Here is a 22,562-nt window from a genome sequence, read left to right as displayed (position 1 = left end):
AATTTCCTCCTTTTATTTTGTTCTTTATTTTTGTGATGGGGTTTTTATGTACCAACCCTATTCATCCTACCCATCAAGGATAAACTGGGTTAAATCTATAGAAGTGGAAAAGATATAAAATCAAATCCACGTTCTAACACCATAATATAAAGGGCTTTAAAAAAGCTTGTGTGTTTATGTAACCTACTAAGTAACATAAACCTGCTAGTGATTATTTATCCTATACAGGAATTTATTTCATTAATCACTAACGATATGATACCATAATTCTTTTTTCCAAGTCAATGTGATTTATATTACAATATTATTACATGTTCTTTTCACTAGTATTTCAAGGACATTTAGGGCTTTATATAGGGGGGTTGCAAGTGGGTTTTGTTACAGTTTTATGTAAATAAAAGAAAATCCCTAGAAGGTGCATTCCTCCTAGGGATCACTTATATCATATTAAATTTTATTATGGTGTAACATCAAGAGTTGTTACAACTTTTTCTGTCAATACTGTACCGTCTGCCATTTTAACTACTTTTATTGTGTACTCAGTGTTATCAGCCAGTGATAAATCTGAATTTGCTTCAAAATCTTCACCATTTGCATCTGTATCAACATCAGTTGTTATAGCTGCTGATGAAACAAACCCAGTTGACTTGTAAACCATTAATTTGTATTCACCAACTGCTTCTCCAGTACCTAATGTTAATTTAACATTAACAGCATCTGTTGGAGCATCTAGTATAGCGTCTGCTGTGATAGTAGCTTTAGCACTTGTAGATTGTGTAGTTCCTTCTTCTTCTACTGTAGCAGCTACAACAATACCGTCTTCATCAAGGATGTAAACTAAAGTCTTGAAGTTGCTGTCATCTACTTTAGATACACTTACTTTTTCATCAATCTCACCATCTGAGTCAAGCTCGTATACTACGGCTTTAGAAGAAATCTTAACTGTTCCATCATCAGTTGATGTTAAATATCCATCGTCATAATCGAAAGTACCATCAGCATCTTCTGTTCCTAATGCGTCTCTTACTATTTCATTATCACTATTGAAGTGGAATTTAACTACTTTTCCTTCTGTAAAGTCACTTTTAGTTTTTACTGTATATTCTTTTTCACCTTCACCAAATACATCGATCTCAACTACATAGTCGCTTCCATCTTTCCAAGGATTATCTTTTACAACACCATAGTAGTAATCATCATCAGCACCCACGAATGTAGGATCTAAGAATACTATCATGTCGGCATCCTTGCTTGAAGTTCCGTATACGTGTACTTCGTTTGAAGCAATTGCACTCTTATAGATATCTTCGTATTTAACAACTTCTGGATCTAATTCTCCGTCATTGTTTACCACTGTCATAAATACTGTATCCTTAGAGATATAGTACTTAGTACCACTAACATCTACATAGTTTTTATCTGCAGATTTTGTTAAGTTACCTGTACCAGCTGGTACAGCATCAGAAGCATAAGTTATAGTATCGATAGTAGCTTCACCATCTGCGATTTCGCCATCTGAGTTAAGCTTGAATTCCATTATTGCAAAGCTTAAGTCTTTGTTTCCATTGTTAGTATCTTTAATTTCAAAGTATCCAAGTCCATCAAGGTCAGTTCCGTCAGCTCTTGTTTCAAATTTGTAGTCTATTTCTTCCCCATCTTTATTGAATACAGTTGCCTTTGATTTTGAAGTAGTATCTCCATAAGTTACAACACCATACATAGTAGAGCTAGTAGTCTTAGCATCACCATATACTAATAATGTTTCACCATTAAGGTCTAATACTACATTTACTTTTTCGTCGCCAAGATTATCTAAGTCAGCAACATCATTATATGCACCAAAGTTATCGAATTTATCATCTGAGTAAGCAGCTCCATTATAAGCTGAGTCATAGCTTGTTCCAGCTACTCTTATTTCGTTATCTTTGATTCTTTCAAGTTCGCCTTTTACTACTTCGTTCTTAACGATCATGTATAACTCATCGCTAGTTTCCCAAGCAAAGATTGCACTATCTACATCTATATCTTCGGCGTCAACTAATTCCATCTTTTCATTGTAAATAAATACGCCATCTTTGTAGTCTGACAATTCTATTTCATCTGTGCTTGCATCAGTTGAGTCCACATATTTGTAAACATCTCCATCTACTTCGTATACTACCCCAACTGCTACTTCGTCAAATTTAAATACATTTATAAATTCAACTTCTTCATCATTATTTAATACAACGTAACCATATGCATCGGCTGGAACCTTATCTACATTAACTTCTTCAAAGTTTACATATGCTTTAGCATTTTTAGCCCAGTCATATGTCTCATCTTCAACATAAAGAGTAACATCATCTTTGTCTGCAGTTTTTACTGTATCAAATAGTATATCGTCTGAATCAGTTTCAACGTCTACGAAGAATACATCTTCTCCGTCAGCCCATACTGTAACTTCTAAACCAAGAAGTGAGTCAAGCTTTACGTCAGTTTTTAAAGTGTAAGTGTCACTACCAACCTTGATTTCATCTTTTTCTAAAGAACTATCAGTGTTAGGTACATCTGTAACTACACCTTCGATTTCGTCAACTCCAAGCTTTGTAGTCATAAGAGTCTTGTCTTCGTCTTCTTCATACTCTGGGTATTGTCCCCAAGTTTTTTGAACCATCATAGGTACAGTAAGGGAAGCGTCTACCATTACAGCAACATCACCACGGATAGCTGCTAAAGTGTTTACTACGTTTATATCTTCAGTGATTTCTTTTTCTGCTGCTATAGCAAGGTATCCACCTGGGTATCCGCCCATAGCCGTAGCTTTTGGCTCATATCCAAGAGATCTTACTATCATAGTAACTGCTTGTGCATAAGTTACTTGATCTTCTGGACCGAAGTTTCCATCTCCGTAACCATTGATAATCTTCATATCAGAAGCTACATTGATGTATCCTGCTGCCCAGTGTCCACCAGCAACGTCAGTGAATTGAGTTTGTCCTGCAGCATATTTTGCAGCTTCACCAACTCCAAGTGCAGTAACCATTATTTTTGCAAATTGCGCTCTTGTTACAGTTTCTCCTGGTCTGAATGTTCCATCTGGGAATCCAGATAGGATTTCTAATGCTGCTAATCTTGTTACAGCATCTTCATAATCTGTACCTTCAACGTCAGCTGGAGCAGCGAATGCAAAACCGATGCTTCCAAGTACCATTGAAAGTACTAATACTAATGAAAGAATTTTCTTCATTTTTCTTCCTCCTTATTTTCTCTTCTAATTTTTTTGCCTCATGGCATGTTAATATTATTAATGCGAGTAAATCTTTGTAGATTTCCGCATTAAAAACTTGGTTGGTGATAGTGGCGCCGCCAGTCATGACGCTACTATTGATTCGTGGATTGAAGGTTGTATATTCATGTATATTTATTCACTCTTATACACTTTCTATACAATGTCGTTTCTTGTCGTTTCCACATAACTCATTATACTATGTGTTTTCTCATTAGTCCATTACAACTATATTACAATTTATTACGATGGATTTACACAGAGGCTTATTTTCTTGGCAAGTTTTGCATATATATAAAAGATTCGACAACATACGACATTGTTTCCTGTGTTGGTTTATTTGTTCTGTGTTGCCAAGGTAAAATGAACCAACTAGTGGATTAGGGGGTGGGGTTGCTTTCTATGAGGGATAAAGAATAGTAGAAAAGGCACAAAAACATGAAAAAGAGATATTACTCTTTTGGGTAATATCTCTTTTGGTTAAACCTATATTATCGTATTGACTTGTTTAATCATTTCTATTGTCTAGTGAAGCCTTTATAAAGTCCCTAAATAATGGGTGGGGTCTTGTTGGTCTGGATTTAAATTCTGGATGAAATTGTCCTGCCACATACCAAGGATGATCCCTTAGCTCTATTATTTCCACCAGTCTTTCGTCGGGGGATATGCCACTTATTATAAGACCTTTTTCCGATAGGGCTTCTCTAAAATAGTTATTAAACTCATATCTATGTCTGTGCCTCTCATATATTAGGTCTTCTCCATATGCCTGATGGGCCTTTGTTCCTTCATATATTTTACAAGGATATATACCTAGCCTCATGGTGCCACCCATGTCTTCTATGTCTTTTTGCTCGGGCATTAGGTCTATAACAGGGTTTGTAGTTTCTGGATTTAGTTCTGAGCTGTGGGCATCGGTTAGTCCTACTACGTTTCTTGCAAATTCTACTACAGATAGCTGCATTCCAAGGCATATACCAAGGAAGGGAACCTTGTTTTCCCTAGCATATTTTGAAGCAAGTATTTTCCCTTCTACTCCTCTATCACCAAAGCCACCGGGCACAAGTATACCGTCGGCACCCTTCAATAATACTTCTACGTTATCTTCATTTATCTCCTCTGAATGTACCCAATCTATATCTACCCTTGCTTCGTTGGCAATTCCTGCATGTTTTAGGGACTCTACCACAGATAGATAGGCATCCTTTAGCTCCACATATTTTCCTACTAAAGCTATCCTAGTGGTGGTTTTTGGGTTCTTTTCCCTTGCAACTATGTTTTTCCACTCATCTAGATCTGGATCTTGGCAGTTAAGCTGTAATCTCTCACAAACCAATAAAGGCAGTCCCTCTTCTTCTAGGAGTAGGGGAACCTCATATAGTGTATCGGCATCTGAGTTTTGGATCACATTATTGGGATCAAGGTTGCAAAACAGACCTATCTTGTCCTTCATTTCATCGGATATAGGCCTTTCCGTCCTACATACTATCACATCGGGTTGTATACCTATCTCTCTAAGCTGTTTTACGCTGTGCTGTGTAGGCTTTGTTTTCAATTCTCCCGCCTTTGATAGGTATGGTATTAAGGTAACATGTATATACATTATGTTTTCTTTACCCACATCGTATTTTATCTGTCTTATGGCTTCTAGGAAGGGTAGGCTTTCTATGTCCCCTACGGTACCACCGATTTCTGTTATGACAACGTCAGGATTACTGTCTCTGCTCACTCTAAATACCCTGTCCTTTATTTCATTAGTTATGTGGGGTATTACCTGTACTGTTGCTCCTAGATAGTCACCTTTTCTTTCTTTGTTAAGTACTGACCAGTATATCTTCCCCGTAGTAACATTACTATATTTACTAAGGTTGATATCGATGAATCTTTCGTAGTGACCAAGGTCTAGGTCTGTCTCAGCACCATCGTCTGTTACAAAAACCTCTCCGTGCTGATATGGACTCATTGTACCTGGGTCTACATTGATGTAGGGATCAAATTTTTGAATAGTTACCTTTAGTCCCCTTGATTTCAGTAGTTGTCCCAGGGATGCAGCCGTTATTCCCTTGCCAAGGGACGAAACTACTCCGCCGGTGATGAAGATGTATTTGGTTGACATGATGTACCCTCCTTGAGTTAATATTCCCAATGGCTCCGCTAGTCTGTGGTTAGTTCTCCAAAAAAAGTGAGAGGTCACCCCCACGGGTGACCTACCTTGCCTCGTTTTCTTTATTGGCAGGGCACCCTGTATGGGTGCTCTTTTTTTATATTTTAGGATTGATTTGTACTTCTAGTTTAACAACTATAATAGTATACAATGAGTGGTATGATGAGTCAAGGGGAAATTTGAGATTTTTAGAATGGTAAATTTGGGTGCTTAGATTGATAATGCAAAACAACTATTTAGGGCTTAAGACTGTTTCTATGGCCTTTTCAAGTTGTAGGTCTTCTATGCCCTCTGAGTATACCTCTACTATCTTTTTATTCATTTTTTCCTTTGTAACGAAGTCCAGCTCCCCGGATGCCGTTAACTTCTCCGAAGTCTGGAATTGTTTTATTGCCTCAAGGGTGTTTTCGTCTAATACTCCTGTAGCCCTCACCTCATAGCCTAAGAATCCTAACCTTTGTTGCGCTCCGTAGATATTTAAGCCCTTATCATTCAATTTCGATTTTTCATCCTCTATCATAGGTGCAAAGGCCGGTATGTTTTCTTTATCTTCCACCTCAATGTTTTTTACAATCAAATCCGGTGTTAATCCTATACCGTCAATTTTCTTTTCATCGGCTGTGAGATACTCAGCTATGGTAAGCTTCATACCACCACCATTTGATAGGGATATAACCGTCTGCACAGTTCCCTTACCATAGGTCTGAGTGCCGATTATTGTACCAGAATCTGTACCTTGAATAGCCCCTGCGAATATTTCTGAAGCACTTGCACTTCCACCATTTACTAGCACCGCAAGGGGTTTATCAACCTTTCCTTTTTTCGCCGTATAGGTTTTTCTTTTTCCATTCTTAAATTCAATGTGTACAATAGGTGAGTCCTTTGGTACAAAATAATCCGACACCTTTGTTACTTCCCCAAGTGAACCACCGGGATTATTTCTTAGATCAATAATAAATCCCTTCACATTTTTAGCTAAAAGATCGTCTATTGCCTCTTTTATATTCTCATAGGCATTGTTGTTAAAGCTTACTATTTTTATATAACCTATGTTGTCTTCAATAACTTCATATTCTATAGGATTAATTTCTATAACTTCCCTGGTTATATCGAAGTACTTAACCTCCGGGTCCCTTCCCCTTATTATCCCTAGCTTTACCTTTGTACCTGCTTCTCCCCTCATTAGCTTTATAACTCTTTCAATATTTACATTAGTAACATCAATTTCATCTACAAATTTTACAATATCTCCAGATTTAAGACCGACTTTCTCTCCAGGGGTTCCCTTTATGGGTGCTATTATCGTAAGCCTTGCATTTCTTACTCCCACCGAGATACCTATTCCTGCAAAGGTTCCTGAAGTATCCACACTAAATTGTTCATATTCATTGGGACTAAAATAGTTACTGTGTCTATCTAGTGCATTAAATACTCCGTTGTATGCTGCTTCCATAAGTTCTTCTTCTGTTACATCGTATTTATGTTTTGCTTCTATGTATTTTACCATAGACCCTAGATATTTCAATCTATCATCTAGGCTTTTAAATTCCTTAGTTGCTTCACCGGCGTAGGAAAATCCCGTTGATAGCAAGGTGATTACTAGAACTAATATTATGGATCGTTTTCTGAATCTTGTTGTTTTAAACATCGTTTTGTGCCTCCTTGTTTTTAAGTTGTAGGTGTTAATGTGCCGCTATGCCACGGGGACGGTTCCACAGACACACAGAGAAAAGCGTGTCAGTCGAACCGTCCCCATGGCGCCGCTACCCAAGTCAAATCTAACCTTTTTAACGATTATTGATTATTTTTTCTCTGTAATCAATGGTTATTTCATCCTTGATGTGTTTTATATATCTGTATATGAACTGGGCTGCTTCGGCTTTACTCATGGTGTCATTTGGGTTCACTCTACCGTAGGAGTCCCCCCTTAGTAGACCGATTTCATTTGCCGCATATATGGAATCCTTTGCCCAAAATGGTATATCCTCGTCATCCTCAAAGTGGGTTTTGTAGGGAGGATTTGGAGCTAGATCCTCCAGTCCTAATGTTCTTATAAGTATAGTGATAGCCTGTGCCCTAGTCAACTCTCCATCGGGAGAAAAGAAGCTGTCATTGACCCCATTCATTATACCCTTTTCCTTTACAAACTTTATGTACTTAAAGTTATCATCTTCTTTATTTATATCATCAAAGATTTCTTCTTCCTCTTCACCGTCTTTGATTCTTTGCCTTCTTATTTTTTCTGTATTTTCTTCCTCCTCAAGTAACGAGATGGCTCTAACTATGGATTTTGCAAATTCCGATCTCGTCATAGGAAGCTTAGGCCCAAAGTATGGTGATGGGTCATCGAATATCTCTAAGCTGTATAGTGTAAATATACTTTCCTCTGCCCAATGGGGACTAATATCCTTTAGGTTTGGTATTACCAATCTTTTATGGATGGGTTCAGTATCCATCCTTAGGTTTTCTTCATCTTTAACTCTTTTTCTCCTGTCGGGTAACCCATCGTCATCAAATTTGGGAAGATCATATTCATACTGTAGTATATTTTCTTGTTTTTCACTCTGCAGTAATCCTCCCCTAAAGCTTATGTTGGTGGGCTCGTTCTTGATGTAATCTAAATCCTTTTTAGTTGTAGATGACAGCTTTAGGGTTACTAGTCCATCCCATTTTATATCGTGGGCATCTCCGTCCCCATCGGTATAGGCATCTTGCTGCTTTCTATGAATATCCTGGGTTAATATACAGGTTTCAGAAGCTCCCCAATAGTGCTTATATCCAACTATGGTATCACTATTGCCTTCAATAACAACAGTACCCTTGTCCCTATTTATAGAGTATGTTTTTTTACTGGTTAAATTTCCAGAGTAAAAGTCTACAGCGGGCCTGTTATCGTATATTGTGGAGTTTGAAAACTGATAGTCCTCAAGATTGTACCTATCGTTTCCAACGGTTATTCTTTCGCTGTATCTATCTACGGATGTAACTCCCACAGTTTGCCCTTTTTTTTCTTTTTTGTAAAGGTTGGTTTCATATGTAACCCTTCTTTTGACCTGCATATTTTCTTCTGTGTTACTAAGCTCATAGGTATAGGTGGTAGTAACTATATCTCCCTTTTGTCTTTCCTGGGTTTTGACTTCACCTTCAACTATTACGGGTTTTCCTGTGATGAATACTACTTCCTTGTACATATAGTCGTCCTTTACGCCACCATCAAAGCCAGTAATTTGTCCGTATGAAATTGTCGTCGTTAGAAGTATTATTGTTAATGCTACTGTTAATATTTTCTTCAAGTTATCACCACCGTTTTTGAGTTGTAAGCTGCAAATTCAAAGTTCTAAGGGTTTGGGGCTACTCGGATTTGCTGCTATGCCACGGGGACGGTCAATTCCATGGCACCGAGGACCCTAAACTTAGAACTTACCACTTAGAACTTTGAACTATCTTTTATTCCACAAATATAACTATTGCATCTTCGTCGTTTCTGAGGATATAGATTGTGTCGTCTTCATCTATGTCATCTCTGTCGATTACTTCATCTCCCTTTATGAATAGAGCTTGTTCTATATCCACATATTCATGGTTTCTATTTCCCTTCCATTCTTCATAGAATGGACTCCAATCGTATGGATCAGATACCTTCAGTCTATTTCTGAGCTGGTCGATGTTCTCAACTGCCCCCTTAGTAAGTATAAGGTCATCTAATTCATGTTCTATTTCACTTGAACTATCGATATCACTATTTTTAAATAACTCATCCTTTCTAAGGCTCATGGCTATGACATTCTGATCATCATCTGTAACCATGAATCCGAAGTAGTCTTCGTCCTCCTCCTCGGAATATCCATCGTGGAAGAAATCATGGGCTGTTATTTTCTTATATTCTTCGTCTGTTACATCTACTATGAAGGTATCATCATTGTAATCAAGGGTCATATCTCCCCTCGAAACATCATCCCACTCGTTTCCACTTAATTCACTATACTTTGTTATATCAAAATCATTGGAGTCTATGGAGTCTATCTTACCTAAATAAATATTCTCAAATATTCTACCTCCACCAGTAACTCCTAGCTCAATAACACTGGCCCTATAGTTTCCACCTAAGTAATCAGTGACAACCAAGGCATTGATATCTTCTTCAAGTCCACTGGAACTTACCAGCCTATTATCTTTGACGATAATGGTACCCTCATCATAGATAATATTTTTACCATTGTCCAGCTCAAACTTTTCTGCCGCAAAGTTTACTCCATCTATTACATCATTATATAGCTTTTCACTACCTCCCTTGACTACAACCTTAATTCCCTTATCCCTACTATAGGAATCTGCAAGTACTACATAAACATCATCATTTATATGGCCATCTCCAAGATCATCTATATCAATTTCGTTACCATTATAATAGATAGTAGCCAAGTCATCAAGCTCTACTTTAACCTTGTAGTCATTTACATCCTTCCACCTACTGTTTTCTAGCTCCTTAGGTGATGTCAATGTTATCTCATCTCCACTAACATCCACCTTGTTTAGCTTGCCCTTATAAACCGTCTTGATTAACTGTTCTTTTCCTTCTACTTGAAGCTTACTTGCTTCCTTAGAATATATATCATCAAAATAAAGCTTTACTTTGTCACCTTCTCTAAGATCATATGACCTAATGCTTCTACCTTCTTTAACTATGGTTGTCCCATCATTTACCTTAAAGTTTTCCTTTGTACCATCCTTATATTCTATGGTCACACTGCCATCTTCAAGGTGTTTGATTGTACCCATTCTAGCCATTCCTTTTTTAGGTATATAGCCGGGTTCATCCATAAAGGTTTCACTGGTTATGGATGTAACTAGTCCATTGTTGGCATTTAATGTAACCTCCTGGCCATACTTTAAGTCGGATAAAGCCCCGGGCCTCATGTTGATGGTTACGGCGGCGTAGGGTGTAGCTCTCAATACCCTTGTTTTGTCGTCATAATCTAGGATAACTATCTTATTTTCAGCAGGATCTACGGTCTTTATTGTCCCACTGATTATCTCCCTGGTTATTGAGATTACATTAACATATACTATGGTCTTATTATCTTTAACCACATATTCTATATCATCACCCTGCACCAGTAGGCTACTTCCCCCAACCCTGTTATTTTTATAGACTATTATGTCATTCTTCATGCCCGTATTAACATCAGTTTCAACCACTATGTCAAAGTCCTGTCCATCTATATTTCTTATCCTAAACCTATCTACGGCTTTGGCGTTTTGAATCGGGCTATTATCCTCTTTGGATATTGTCATAACCTTGCCAAAATAGGTTCTGAGCCTAGAACTTTTTAGGCTGCTTTCCTTAATTTTTTCTACTATGGAGCTGTCATTGTATGTCTCCACATATATTACTTGATCACCCCTCAATATGTACTCTACCTCATCCCCCATACTAAGTATACTACTGCCTGAAACAATACCGTTTTTGTATACTACAAATTCATTTAATGCTCCACTGGCGGTATTTTTAGCGATCAACGATGTCATTGTTCCATCTATATTTTTTATAGTTACTATAGTTTCTTTAATAAGGGAACCTATGTCCTTTGTATCTTTCCTTTGAATATTGATGACTTGTCCAAAATGTTGTTTAAGATCCCTTTCTTCATATAATTTATCACTAATATTGTTGAGTATGGCTGCAAATTCTGCCCTGCTTATATAACTGCGTGGATTAAAATTCTTATTTGAATCCCCTTGCATTATCTTTTCTTGAAGAACAGCTTCGACTATGCCTATATTTTCAAAGGATATCTGTTTCCAGTCCTTAAAGGTATACATAATCTCTATATTGTCATAAACGGAATCAAGTCCTAATAAACGAGCCACCCATACTGCTATTTCCTCTCGGCTTGTATTGGATTTGAAGTTTGAATCCTCATCCCCCACTAATATTCCTAGGCTTTGAGCCTCAGCAATATAGCCTTCCGCCCACAGATCATTTATGATATTACCGCTAAGTCCCGCTCCCTGCTGAGATAGATTTTGCTGTACTGTCCCTTCCCTGCCCTTCATTCTAACAAGGGAAGCTATAGCTTCTTGACGAGTAATCTTGGTATTTGGGGAAAATTTATGCTGTCCATAGCCCTTTATAATCGATTGGGCACTCATCCTAGTTATGGCTCTATTAGCCCAATGTCCACGGGTATCCGTAAATACGGAGTTTTGCAAAAGCTGGGCACCCTTGTTATATCCCAGTATCTCCACCTTATTCTGTATATCAGTCACCGATCCTGTGAACTGAGGTACCGGAACCCCTTGATATAAGTTTTCAGCGTAGCAAGGCAGACACAGACTTATTGTTATTAATAGGGTTAATGCTAATGTTAGTGTTTTTTTCATAAACATTCCTCCAGACGCGCTATGCCAAAGGGTCAGCCCCAAGACATGCTTAAAAACTTGTATCTTAAATGGATCAATCTTCAATGTTGTTTTGTCGCTATGCCACAGGGACGGTTCCACAGACACACGGGGAAGAGCGTGTCAGTCGAACCGTCCCCATGGCGCCGCTCTTTATCTTGGCACTTCCAAGAGCCATGACCCCAATCTTAGAACTTACCACTTAGAACTTAGAACTCCATTATTTCTCCCCTAGTATTGCATATTGTCCTGGGCCGTCTATTCTAGCATGAACTTTGTTGGTGTCTGGGTTTACACCACCTGCTAGGGGTATCCATTTACCTTCTTTAGCATAGTATTTATAAAGCTGAAGTTTGGTTTCCTTTATTCCATTTAATCTGTTATCATCATAGCCTATTTCCAAATCCATATAACCTGCCATACTATCTAGCTTGGTGGTCTTTTGCTGCATTTGGAATTCCGCCTTTATATCATAGACCCTTGAAATTAGTTTGTACTTTCTCGGTATTTTTCTTTGCATATAATCGGAATCCTTACCACTAGCTCTGTTGAATACTATTCTACCGTAGGTACTTTCTTGATCCTTTGGCCCCATATTGATAAAGGAATATACATAGAAGTTCCTTACGTTTAATTGAAGCTTAGTATCACCATTATCCATAAGCAGGGCTTTATTGGAATTTCTTATTATTTTACCAGGAATATTGATTACCCGCTTATCTATTTTATCATATTTTTTATCCTTAAGGTCGATAACATATATATAGTAATCGTTACCCTTTAGGTTTTTATGACCCAAAACAACATTTACTCCATTACTTCCTATGCTTTCTTGATAATCCGATACCAAGTCTCCGTCCGTGTCTTCATTTCCTATTCCATCTATATCATCTAGCTCTCTATAGGATATTTTGGCAACATTAGACCATTGAGAAGGTCCATACTTATTTACCGCCCTTATTCTCAGATAGATATTTTCATCATCATCTAGTTCCTTAAATTTAGTTATCTTATATGATGTTTTCTCGGTTGTATCAAGGTATTTAAAATCATCGTCATCGGGAGAATTCTCGTCTATACAAGCATATACTTCATAGTAGCTTGTATTTACTGAGCTATATCCGTAGATTCTTATGTACTTGTCATTTACTATTTCCGCCTCAAGCCCAATTGGATTGGTAGGTATTGGCACTCTGTATTCTAATAGTACATAGCCTTCGTCAGGGTCCTCAACTCCGCCATAGGATATTCCACCATCGGAATTGAGAACTGTTATGGTATACTTACCTTCCTTTAGCACTTCAGGAACAGTAACTATAAGCTTATTTTCATTTATAAATTCAACTTCATTAGCTGAATAGGCATCCTCAACGGCATAGTAGTCATCATCTTTAAATAAACCCTTTATCGAAGCATCATCAGAGTCACCTATTTTCTTTATTTCTCCTCCAAAATAAACACTGGCTCCGCTTTGAAAGTTTTTACCGGAAAGAACTATTTTCTCTCCACCCTCTATGGATACTCTGTCCACTGCATCGCCGCCTTCACTATGTACTCCATTTATTATTGGAAAACTGATTACGGTTATTCCTGGAGACTTAGTAACTGCACCATAGTCACTATTAATAACCTGCACATCCTTAATCCCCGGTGTTAAATCAGTAGGAGTCTCAGCTACTATCTCGTCAACATGTATATCAGCGGGATTCACCGCTGGACACTGCATACCACCTATTACTACCCTTAAACCTCCCCTAAAATCATAACCTATGATTCTTATGGGATTTCCTCCGGCCTGTGAAGTTTCGGTAGGAAGTATACTATCTATATATGGATCACTTTCCGGTATTCTATAGACAAAGTAATATGGCATTACTTCAGCCCCCGACGACCCAGGTACTATTTTAGATGTATCTGAAGCATCTACAAAACCACCATCGGGATTTATAATCATGATCTGAAGCTCTTCATTTAATTTTTTGGCTTCTCCCTTTGGAGCCATTACTATGAGCCTTGATCTAGGTCTTCCCTCGGGGTCTTCAGAATCCGAATTACTTAGTAGATTCATACTAACCAATGGCGCAAGAACACCATCGATAAATACTTCTGCTCCCTGTCTCAAGTCATACCCATCTATGGTTATATATAACCCACCTTCTACGGTGCTTTCAACATAATATCTATCTGGATCAGCCTTGGGATGTCTGCTATTTGGAAGTATTTGTCTAATAGCAGGTCTACTTGATGGATGTATATATTCAAAGCTTATTTTATCCCATCCCCTGTCCTTATTCTCAATATATAGATCTTTAGGCCCAATCATTAGAGCGGGCGGCGTCTGAATCTCTACTTTTTTGATGGGATTATCATCACTTGAATTCAATACATCTGCCCTTGGAGCTACTCTCCTTCTAGCAATAAGATTATCATCCATAAGCTCCACTACAATGGCCTCCTGGGATATATCAATACCCAATTCCTTCCAATCCATCACAAATATCATTCTTTTCTCAGATTCTAGGGGATAATGGGCTATGGCCTTTTCATTACCTTCATCATCCACATGGTAAATTATAAGGCTATCCGTAGTGGTTGTAGTCCCACCGCTGCCATCAGGAACCTGAGTCTCTGGTCTATCGCTTTTATAATCCACCTTTATATCTCCCAAGGTTCCCTTGGCCTCTCCAAACCTAAGTGGCTTTTCAAATTTTTCATCTCCAAAAATAGCTAATACGTCTATCACGGGCTTAAATCCACTTGAAGATGGTACTATTTCTATTTGACCAGTAAAATCCCCAGCCAATATTTCCGTCCCCTTAACAACTATTTCATCTCCACCTGATTTTTGGCCTCTTTTAGGAAATACACTGTTGATCTTAGGCTTTGAGGTTCTATAGGTAAATGCTGCTGTTTTGGTTACTGATCCAAATTCAAGCTGTGGATTTTTCACAGTTATATCTACTACCCCTTCTTTGCCATAAAAAGGAGTTCTTACGACAATTCTATTATGCTTAAACTCACTTATTAAAAAATCTTCTTCCTTTACTTCCCTACCACCAAAAAACACCTTTGGGTACTCTGCCTTAGCCAGGGGAGTATGATCCTTATCATGGGTAACCATCCTAAAGTCCTGTCCTATGATTGTAACTAATTCATTCCCAAGGGTTGTCCCTGTGTCGGGTTCTATGGAGCTAATTTGCGGCTTAGTTTTTGGAGCCATATATCTATAGCCCGTACTAGGCTCATCCACAGAAGCGGGGTCCGCCGGTGATGCCGCAGAGCTACCATCATAATTCACCACCACTACCTCTACATCCTTTTGACTTATTACATCGGGATTAGGTAGGGGATATGGAGGGGTTTTTACTATGAGGGTATGCTCAGTAGAAACCCTAACGGAATCGGACTTATATCCTCCAAAATAAACCTGGGCTCCATCCTTAAAGTCCTTACCAGTAATAGTTATATAGTCTCCTCCAAGGTTGGTTCCTATGTTTGGATCTATTTCTGTTATCCTAACATCCGCATTTAAAGGTGGTATCTTATAATCAAAACCATCCTTAACCGTTACTGTGGATGAGTCTGGATTTAAGATGGTTACATCCTTCAATCCCGCCGCGTATCCACCTGGAATCATGATTCTTAGGGTGTTGTCATCTATTACCTCTACCCTTGATAGGGCTTTTACCTTTGTACCGCTTTCATCTTCTATCTCAATGGTAAATCCCCTTGGTGCATTGGCATCATCATGTGGTATGTCAAAGATATTACCATTTTTATCGGTATCCCTAAGATTTCCTAGGGTACCATCGGAATTTTTAGCTGCCCTTTCATATAGGGAGCCATCGGGATAAGTGGCTTCATCAATACCCATATCATTTACGTCTATTCCATTAAGCAATACCCTAGTACCTGCCATTTCTTCAACCCTAGCACTAGGGTTTATAATTGGCTTGTAGAAATTCGGGTATTCATCTCCCTTGTTCTTACCAAATATGTAAACTACTGTCCCTTCACCACCAAAGCTTGGAGCTATTGTTTCTACCTCCGGGTCTGAAAGGCGTCTCACATAGGTATATCCTTCACGATCTGAATCATCTACCTCAATGGTATCCATGGCACCATCCTCAGTTATTACCTGTACAGGCTTTTCACCAATAGATATACCCTTTGGAACCACAATTTCTATCGTTGTATTGGTGGCACTATTGACATTAGCTATTTGGCCATCAATAGTCACTATGACATCTGGAACAGGCTTTGTATGGGCAAAGCCTTCGCCCTCTATCACTACCACATTCCCTCCATCTAAGGAGCCGATATTTGGTTCGATACTTTTTATTTTAGGCTTATGGGCTGGATCGGGATTTAGGAATTCAAAGCCTTTGTAGGAAACCGTATCCCCTTTATCTGGATTTTCAATTCTCACATCTACGGGGCCATGGGCTGCACTATCCGATGGACCTAGCTTAGGTATGTAGGCCTTGATAATTGTACCGAACTCTCTTCCTACTCCATTCACCACATTACCCTCATCATCATAAACCGCCGTAACCGTTGCTTTTCTTGTTCCTACGGTGATTTCTGGAAAATCTGGTGTTAAATCAACATTAGAAAGAACTTGGAATTTCTTACCCTTTATAGTAAGGTATATTCTCTTATGTACATCTCCCTTTGCCGGTTGTATCTCTGATATCTCAGGCTGTGAAACCGATGGAATCAAGTCAAAGCCGTCAACTAATTTATCTTCTTCTTCTCTGATCTCCTTTACCACATTGGAGGAATCGGTTATGGTTGTTGTAGCATTTATTGTAACGTCAACTAATCCCGTTTCACTTGTACTAGGGATCTTCACCTTTATCTCATCAACTGTGGGACTAACGATTAAATCAGTCTCCTGAATTTCCGCAACCTGTCCAATTATTAGCTCAATTTCTCTTTTAACCTTCAATTTACTTCCTGGGTTATTCTTGTCATCACCCCTATAGAATATAACTAGTTTATTTCCTACCCTTTTCCCTACTAAATTAGATACTACATTTGTACCATTTTCATCTAAATATTCAACATCTTCTATATATGGAATATTAAGATTCAATATATTCTTACCCTTTACGTTTACTATAGCCCCGGCTTTTCCTGACACAGGGTCTACCTTGATTAACTTAAGTAGATTCTCCTTTTCCTCATATGTAAATGCATTATCTATCCTTTGTTCATTTGAGCCCGTTTTATCAGTAATAATTATGTCAAAAAAACCCTGGGCCCCTGTAGGCGACGGAGGCGTCAACCCTGAAATACCAATTACCTTGCTGCTATTAGCTGGATCCAATATAAGCTTAATATCAGTGAATAAATTGCCAGCACTGATGGAATCTACATAAATTTTCATATCGGGTTTTAAGTTTGATTTTGTTGCTTCATCGAATATCCTAACCCTTGTCCCACCTTCGATGGGCCCAGTATTAGGTATTATCTTCATTTTATCCGGGTCAATGATATCCGTCTCTTTTACTACTGTAATAGCATCCTTATATACCCCGACTATCTTTCCTATAAAGCCCGAATCTCCAGTATCCTTTACTACCATTATATCGCTTATCCCTTGGGTATGGGGGTCTTTAACGGTGGCAATATGAATATTTTTTTCCGGTGTTATAGAATAGTCTCCGGGATGCTTGTATGTTGTACCAGAAACATATACCGTATCTATATCATTACTTGAACCGTCGGTAAATCCAGTTCCTTCAATGGTCAATGCCTTACCAACGTACACTTTTTTTGATACTGCTGAAATATTTGTTATAGTAGGCTTCACCCTAATACTAAAATCAACAGAATCCTTAGAACCATCGGAGTTTTCCACCTCAATAGTGATATCTCCATCGGCTGGAATCTGCCATAGATCGGGATACAACCCAGCCTTACTACTCCTATTTATTACATAGGCTGAATTTTCCTTTGTATAGATACTGCTATCTATGGTGTATCCTTCTATTATGAAGTTAGGGTCTTGAAAATTTGACCCCCATATCAAATATCTTTCCGTAACCGAGCCATCGGTTTCAGTGATAGTTTGTAATTCAATTCTGGTTATATCAGGTGGTCCAGCTGCATAAGCTGTATTTTCAAATGAAATAGATGTAAACATAACCACAAATGCTAACATGAATATTAGTACTTTGCTATACTTTCTCAACATAGACTCCCCTCCCTAATTTATACCATGGTCTTTCTCTAATGTATCGGCATATTTGAAGTATCACTTTACTTGCTAAGGGATGAAATTTATGGCAACACCCTTTATATTCCATTATATCCCCAAATTGTGACATATTTTGTTAAAAGTATATTACAATATTGAAAATAAGCAATGCAAAGGGCCAATTCATCTGCGTCCCTTTGCATTGCTTATGTTATTGGTTATGTTGTTGATTATGTTGTTGGCTAAATTTTAAATTTAGCAACTAATTCTTGAAGCTCTTGGGATAATCGGGATAATGCTTCACTAGAATTTGCAATTTCCTCCATAGAAGATGATTGTTCTTCCATAGAAGCCGATGCTTCTTCGGTACCAGCTGCATTTTCCTCAGCCACTGCCGAAAGGGTTTGTATCATATCCAAAACTCCATTTTTCTTTTGTTCAATTTGTATCCCCGAATCCTTAATTATATCTACTGCTTCCCTTGATCTGTTAATTGCGTCACTCATTTCATTAAATTTATTTTCAGTAAGATTCATATTTTTCATTTGGTCTTTAGTTATAACTGCTACACTTTCCATTATCTCTACGGCTTTTTGTGAATCCTGCTGCAATACCTTTACCATATCATCTATAATTTTAGTTGATTCTGCAGATTGTTCCGCAAGCTTTCTAATTTCCTCAGCTACAACAGCAAAGCCTTTTCCATGTTCTCCTGCTCTTGCCGCTTCAATAGCCGCATTTAATGCAAGTAAATTAGTTTGTTCTGCGATAGATGCTATAAGAGTACTTGCTTCACTGATTTTATCTGAGCTTTCATTGGTCTTTTTGATACTTTCATATACATTCTCTGTGGCATCACTGCTTTCCTTTGTTTTCGTGGCTAATTTATTAAGTATATCTAAGCCTTGTCCAACTAAACTATTTACAACATTTGATGATTCATTTAATACGTACACATGTTTTTTCTCTTCTTCGATGATATTTCCGAGTTCCATCAGTTCTTCTGAACCCTGTGCCGTATTTTCAGCTTGATCCGATGTCCCCCTTGCAATTTCATCTATGGTTTTTGCAACCTCTTCTGCCGATGCAGCTGATTGTTGAGATGTGTATGTAAGTTCTTGGGCAGAGGCTGCGACTTGCTGTGAGGTATCACCAATATGTTCTAGCAAATCCCTTAGTTGGTCCTTTATTCTTTGTATAGCTCGTGCTAGGTCACCTATTTCATCTTTTCTAGTCATAAACCTTGATGATACATCTCTTTTGATATCATAATTAGATAACTCTATCATATGATTGATGGTTAAATATATGGGCTCGCTTATTACTCTTGTTATGTATACTGACAATACTATAGAAATTAGTAAAGAAATTATAAGTATAGTTATAAAGATTTTAATTGTTTTAGCATACTCAATATTATTCTGATCATTTAAATCATGTGCTACTTTCACATTATAATTAGCCAAATCCACTAGATTTTGTTGAAAAGCTTCTATTGTTTTTTCAATTTTATGATAAGCTTCAAATGCTTCTTCACTTTTACCGATCATTGCAAGGGATATAACCTCTTCTCCTTCATCCCTGTATTTTAATAAATTATCTTCTAAAACCTTAATTGTATCAATTTCAAATTGATCTAATTTTGTCTTCTTGTACCTCTCAAACTGCTCATCAAATAATTGTCCCCTACTGTTGATATCTTGTAGTATATCCTTTTGTTCTTGCGGTTCACCAGCATGGAGGATAATACTTTTTATATCAGCTTCCACTGCTCTTGCATTTGCCCTATTATCATTTAGTTGTTCAATTGCAAGTAATCTGTCGTTATACATTGTTACCATGGTCTTATTAGCTTTTGTAAGATTCACAAATCCTACCCCACCAAGCAAAACAATAAACAACATTAAGACCGTTGAAAATACTCCTATTTTTGCTTTGATCTTTAAATTGTCAAACATTTCAATCCCTCTTTCCAATAATTTGTACTCCGATTCATTTTACTATTTCAAACCCATAACTTCAATATTAATTTACTTATTTTTGTAAAGAAATAACTTTTTGTAATATTTGCAACACAAGGGGACGGTTCTTCTGTGTCGTTTTTAACGACACAGAAGAACCGTCCCCTTGTGTTGCACCCAACATGAAACCTTTTATATCAGCTTCCTTGCAATTATTTCATTTACAGTGAATGAAGCCACGTCTTCAGCATAGGAGCCTCTTCCGAAGCCGGCATCATAGCCTAGCTCCTTTGCTAGTTCATGGCTGATTCTTGGGCCACCACATACTAGGACTACCTTGTCCCTCATTCCTTCTGCTTCCAATAGTTCAACCAACTCCGTAAGATTTGGTATGTGGACATCCTTTTGCGTTACTATTTGGGATACTATTATTGCATCGGCATTTAATTCTATGGCCTTTGCCACTAAATCCTCATTTGGCACTTGGCTCCCTAGATTGTAGGCTTCTATACCCTTATATCTTTCAAGCCCATAATGGCCATTATAGCCCTTCATATTCATGATGGCATCGATCCCTACAGTATGGGCATCGGTACCAGTACATGCTCCAACTATAACTACATCTCGTTTTATGTTTTCCTTTATAAATGCTTCAACGGCATACTTATCCATTACATCTACGTCCACCTTAGGGACTTCAATATTTGCATAATCCACGGTATGCTGGCATTTACCATATACCACAAACATCGTATAACCCACCCCAAGGTCCTGTGAATATACAACACTTGGTTCCTGAAGCCCCATTTTTAAGCAAAGACGTTTTGCCGCTTCTTCGGCTTCTACGCCAGAAGGAATCGGCAATGTGAAGTTAAGCTGCATCATTCCATCGTTTAAGGTATCCCCATAGGGTTTTACTCTAGTTAAATCAATTTTCTGATTAGCCATTATTTAGCCCCCCCTAGCATAAGGTCAATAAATGGATTAAAGTATTTTTCATCCTTAACTAATACACCATCCAAGCCTTTTCCACCATTAAACGGTCTCTTGACTCCCGCAAATTTTCCTTCTTCTATTATATTAAACAAGCCTTCCTTTTCAATTCCTTCAAGCATAGCCCCTGCTTTTTCAAGTACTTCTACGGCTCTTCTTTGAATAATACCGTCTTTTTTGAACTGAATTTCATCCCCAAGATTTCTCATATTCTCAAATATATATTTAGCATTTTCTATGGATAAAGCCCTATCGTGAAGGAGGGGAGTATGGATTGCCTCCGTTAGCATCCCTAAAAGCTGTAGGCTTTGTCCCGTCATGATAGCCACCATATTGAACAGGGCATCCTGGATATGTCCTTTAAATATATTTCCTGTCATAAATTTAGTTGGAGGCATATATTTTAAAGGAGCATTAGGAAATATCTCCCTGGCCATTTGTGCCTGGGCAAGCTCTAAAAGGAAGCCATTCTCTATATTGGGATTCATTTCAAAGGCATGACCCAGTCCCATTTGTTCCTCGGGTATCCCTGCTTTTAAAGCAAATTGTTCGTTGATAAATTGTGACGCTAAAACCGTATGGGCTTCTTCAACCGCATCTGAAGTAGTCAGATAGTTGTCTTCTCCAGTATTTATGATGATACCTGCAAAGCCATTGATTACCCTAGAAAAGTACTGATCCACAAGGGTTCTTTGCATGTTTATATCTCTAAAAAGTATTCCATATAGGGCATCATTGAGCATTACATCAAGTCTTTCTATGGCCCCCATAGCCGCTATCTCCGGCATACATAGTCCAGAACAATAATTACAAAGTCTAATATATCTTCCTACTTCTTTGCCAACCTCATCTAAGGCCTTTCTCATTATCTTGAAGTTCTCTTGGGTCGCATAGGTTCCCCCAAAGCCCTCGGTGGTCGCTCCGTAGGGTACATAATCCAAAAGACTTTGAGCAGTTGTCCTGATTACCGCTATTATGTCTGCTCCTTGCCTTGCTGCTGCTTGAGCTTGAAGTACATCTTCATATATATTCCCCGTTGCAACTATTACATAAAGATACGGCTTTGGCCCCTCCCCAATATCATTTATGAAGTTTTCCCTTGTTTCTCTATTTGCCTTGATGATACTTACCATTTTAACTGCCAATTTATTGATTTCTTCCTTTATTTTTTCTTCCTCAGCGGCTGGCAGCTTCATAATATCCAGCTGTCCCGTACTGATTTCTTCTGCGATCTCCTGAGCTGTCTTACTTGTGTTAACTATGGCATTACCTAGCCAATAGCTTACTCCCCTTGAAAGTCCACCACCTTCTTTGATGTGATCTACAACAACATTTGGAAGGGGTTTTTCAATGTCATCTATTCCATCTATCCCTAGTAGTCTTGCTATTGTTCTTTCAACGGTTACCGTAGTATGCTTGTCAATAAAGCCCTGCATATCCTCGGCAATACTTCCAGCAGAACTTCGAGCCCTTTGAATCAGCTCCTTATCCAGATTTAATTTGCTTTGCATTGTTTTCATACCCCCATGTTTTGAGTTGTAAGTTCAAAGTTCTAAGTGTTAGGGTGGA

Annotated in this window: 9 protein-coding genes; all 9 read right to left on the bottom strand. The window is 38.1% G+C overall.

Annotation, left to right across the window (positions count from 1 at the left end; genetic code table 11):
* Positions 1–457: 457 nt before the first annotated feature.
* The 9 genes from N4A68_18110 to N4A68_18070 all read right to left on the bottom strand — a co-directional run bounded on the left by N4A68_18110 (position 458) and on the right by N4A68_18070 (position 22,504).
* Positions 458–3,229 (bottom strand): S-layer homology domain-containing protein, encoded by a 2,772-nt coding sequence (locus N4A68_18110; GenBank protein MCT4566211.1) that lies wholly within the window; start codon positions 3,227–3,229, stop codon positions 458–460.
* Between the two features lie 547 nt (positions 3,230–3,776).
* Positions 3,777–5,384, bottom strand: coding sequence for a CTP synthase (locus tag N4A68_18105; GenBank protein MCT4566210.1), 1,608 nt, complete (start codon positions 5,382–5,384; stop codon positions 3,777–3,779).
* 280 nt (positions 5,385–5,664) lie between these two features.
* Positions 5,665–7,080, bottom strand: a complete 1,416-nt coding sequence (locus N4A68_18100; protein ID MCT4566209.1) for a S41 family peptidase — start codon at positions 7,078–7,080, stop codon at positions 5,665–5,667.
* Between the two features lie 139 nt (positions 7,081–7,219).
* A complete protein-coding gene (locus N4A68_18095; protein MCT4566208.1) occupies positions 7,220–8,725 on the bottom strand; it encodes an S-layer homology domain-containing protein in 1,506 nt (501 codons plus the stop codon).
* 154 nt (positions 8,726–8,879) lie between these two features.
* Positions 8,880–11,816 (bottom strand): S-layer homology domain-containing protein, encoded by a 2,937-nt coding sequence (locus tag N4A68_18090; GenBank protein MCT4566207.1) that lies wholly within the window; start codon positions 11,814–11,816, stop codon positions 8,880–8,882.
* A 238-nt stretch (positions 11,817–12,054) separates the two neighbouring features.
* Positions 12,055–18,036: an IPT/TIG domain-containing protein gene (locus tag N4A68_18085; GenBank protein ID MCT4566206.1), complete on the bottom strand. Its 5,982-nt coding sequence runs from the start codon at positions 18,034–18,036 to the stop codon at positions 12,055–12,057.
* Between the two features lie 245 nt (positions 18,037–18,281).
* Positions 18,282–19,997 (bottom strand): methyl-accepting chemotaxis protein, encoded by a 1,716-nt coding sequence (locus tag N4A68_18080; protein ID MCT4566205.1) that lies wholly within the window; start codon positions 19,995–19,997, stop codon positions 18,282–18,284.
* A gap of 195 nt (positions 19,998–20,192) precedes the next feature.
* A complete protein-coding gene (locus N4A68_18075) occupies positions 20,193–20,948 on the bottom strand; it encodes a cobalamin-dependent protein (protein ID MCT4566204.1) in 756 nt (251 codons plus the stop codon).
* Positions 20,948–22,504 carry a lysine 5,6-aminomutase subunit alpha gene (locus N4A68_18070; protein MCT4566203.1) on the bottom strand — a complete coding sequence of 519 codons (1,557 nt, stop codon included), beginning with the start codon at positions 22,502–22,504 and terminating at the stop codon, positions 20,948–20,950. Before N4A68_18070 ends, N4A68_18075 begins: the two co-directional genes overlap by 1 nt.
* Positions 22,505–22,562 lie beyond the last annotated feature (58 nt).

The sequence above is a fragment of the Maledivibacter sp. genome, assembly GCA_025210375.1.
In the GTDB taxonomy this organism is placed as follows: Bacteria; Bacillota; Clostridia; order Peptostreptococcales; family Caminicellaceae; genus JAOASB01.
This window is presented reverse-complemented; position numbering and strand designations above follow the sequence as displayed.

Bases quoted from the DNA above. Each gene is read 5' to 3' on its own strand.
- N4A68_18110 (MCT4566211.1), bottom strand. From the start codon at position 3,229: ATGAAGAAAATTCTTTCATTAGTATTAGTACTTTCAATGGTACTTGGA.
- N4A68_18085 (MCT4566206.1), bottom strand. From the start codon at position 18,036: ATGTTGAGAAAGTATAGCAAAGTACTAATATTCATGTTAGCATTTGTG.
- N4A68_18105 (MCT4566210.1), bottom strand. From the start codon at position 5,384: ATGTCAACCAAATACATCTTCATCACCGGCGGAGTAGTTTCGTCCCTT.
- N4A68_18070 (MCT4566203.1), bottom strand. From the start codon at position 22,504: ATGCAAAGCAAATTAAATCTGGATAAGGAGCTGATTCAAAGGGCTCGA.
- N4A68_18100 (MCT4566209.1), bottom strand. From the start codon at position 7,080: ATGTTTAAAACAACAAGATTCAGAAAACGATCCATAATATTAGTTCTA.
- N4A68_18080 (MCT4566205.1), bottom strand. From the start codon at position 19,997: ATGTTTGACAATTTAAAGATCAAAGCAAAAATAGGAGTATTTTCAACG.
- N4A68_18075 (MCT4566204.1), bottom strand. From the start codon at position 20,948: ATGGCTAATCAGAAAATTGATTTAACTAGAGTAAAACCCTATGGGGAT.
- N4A68_18090 (MCT4566207.1), bottom strand. From the start codon at position 11,816: ATGAAAAAAACACTAACATTAGCATTAACCCTATTAATAACAATAAGT.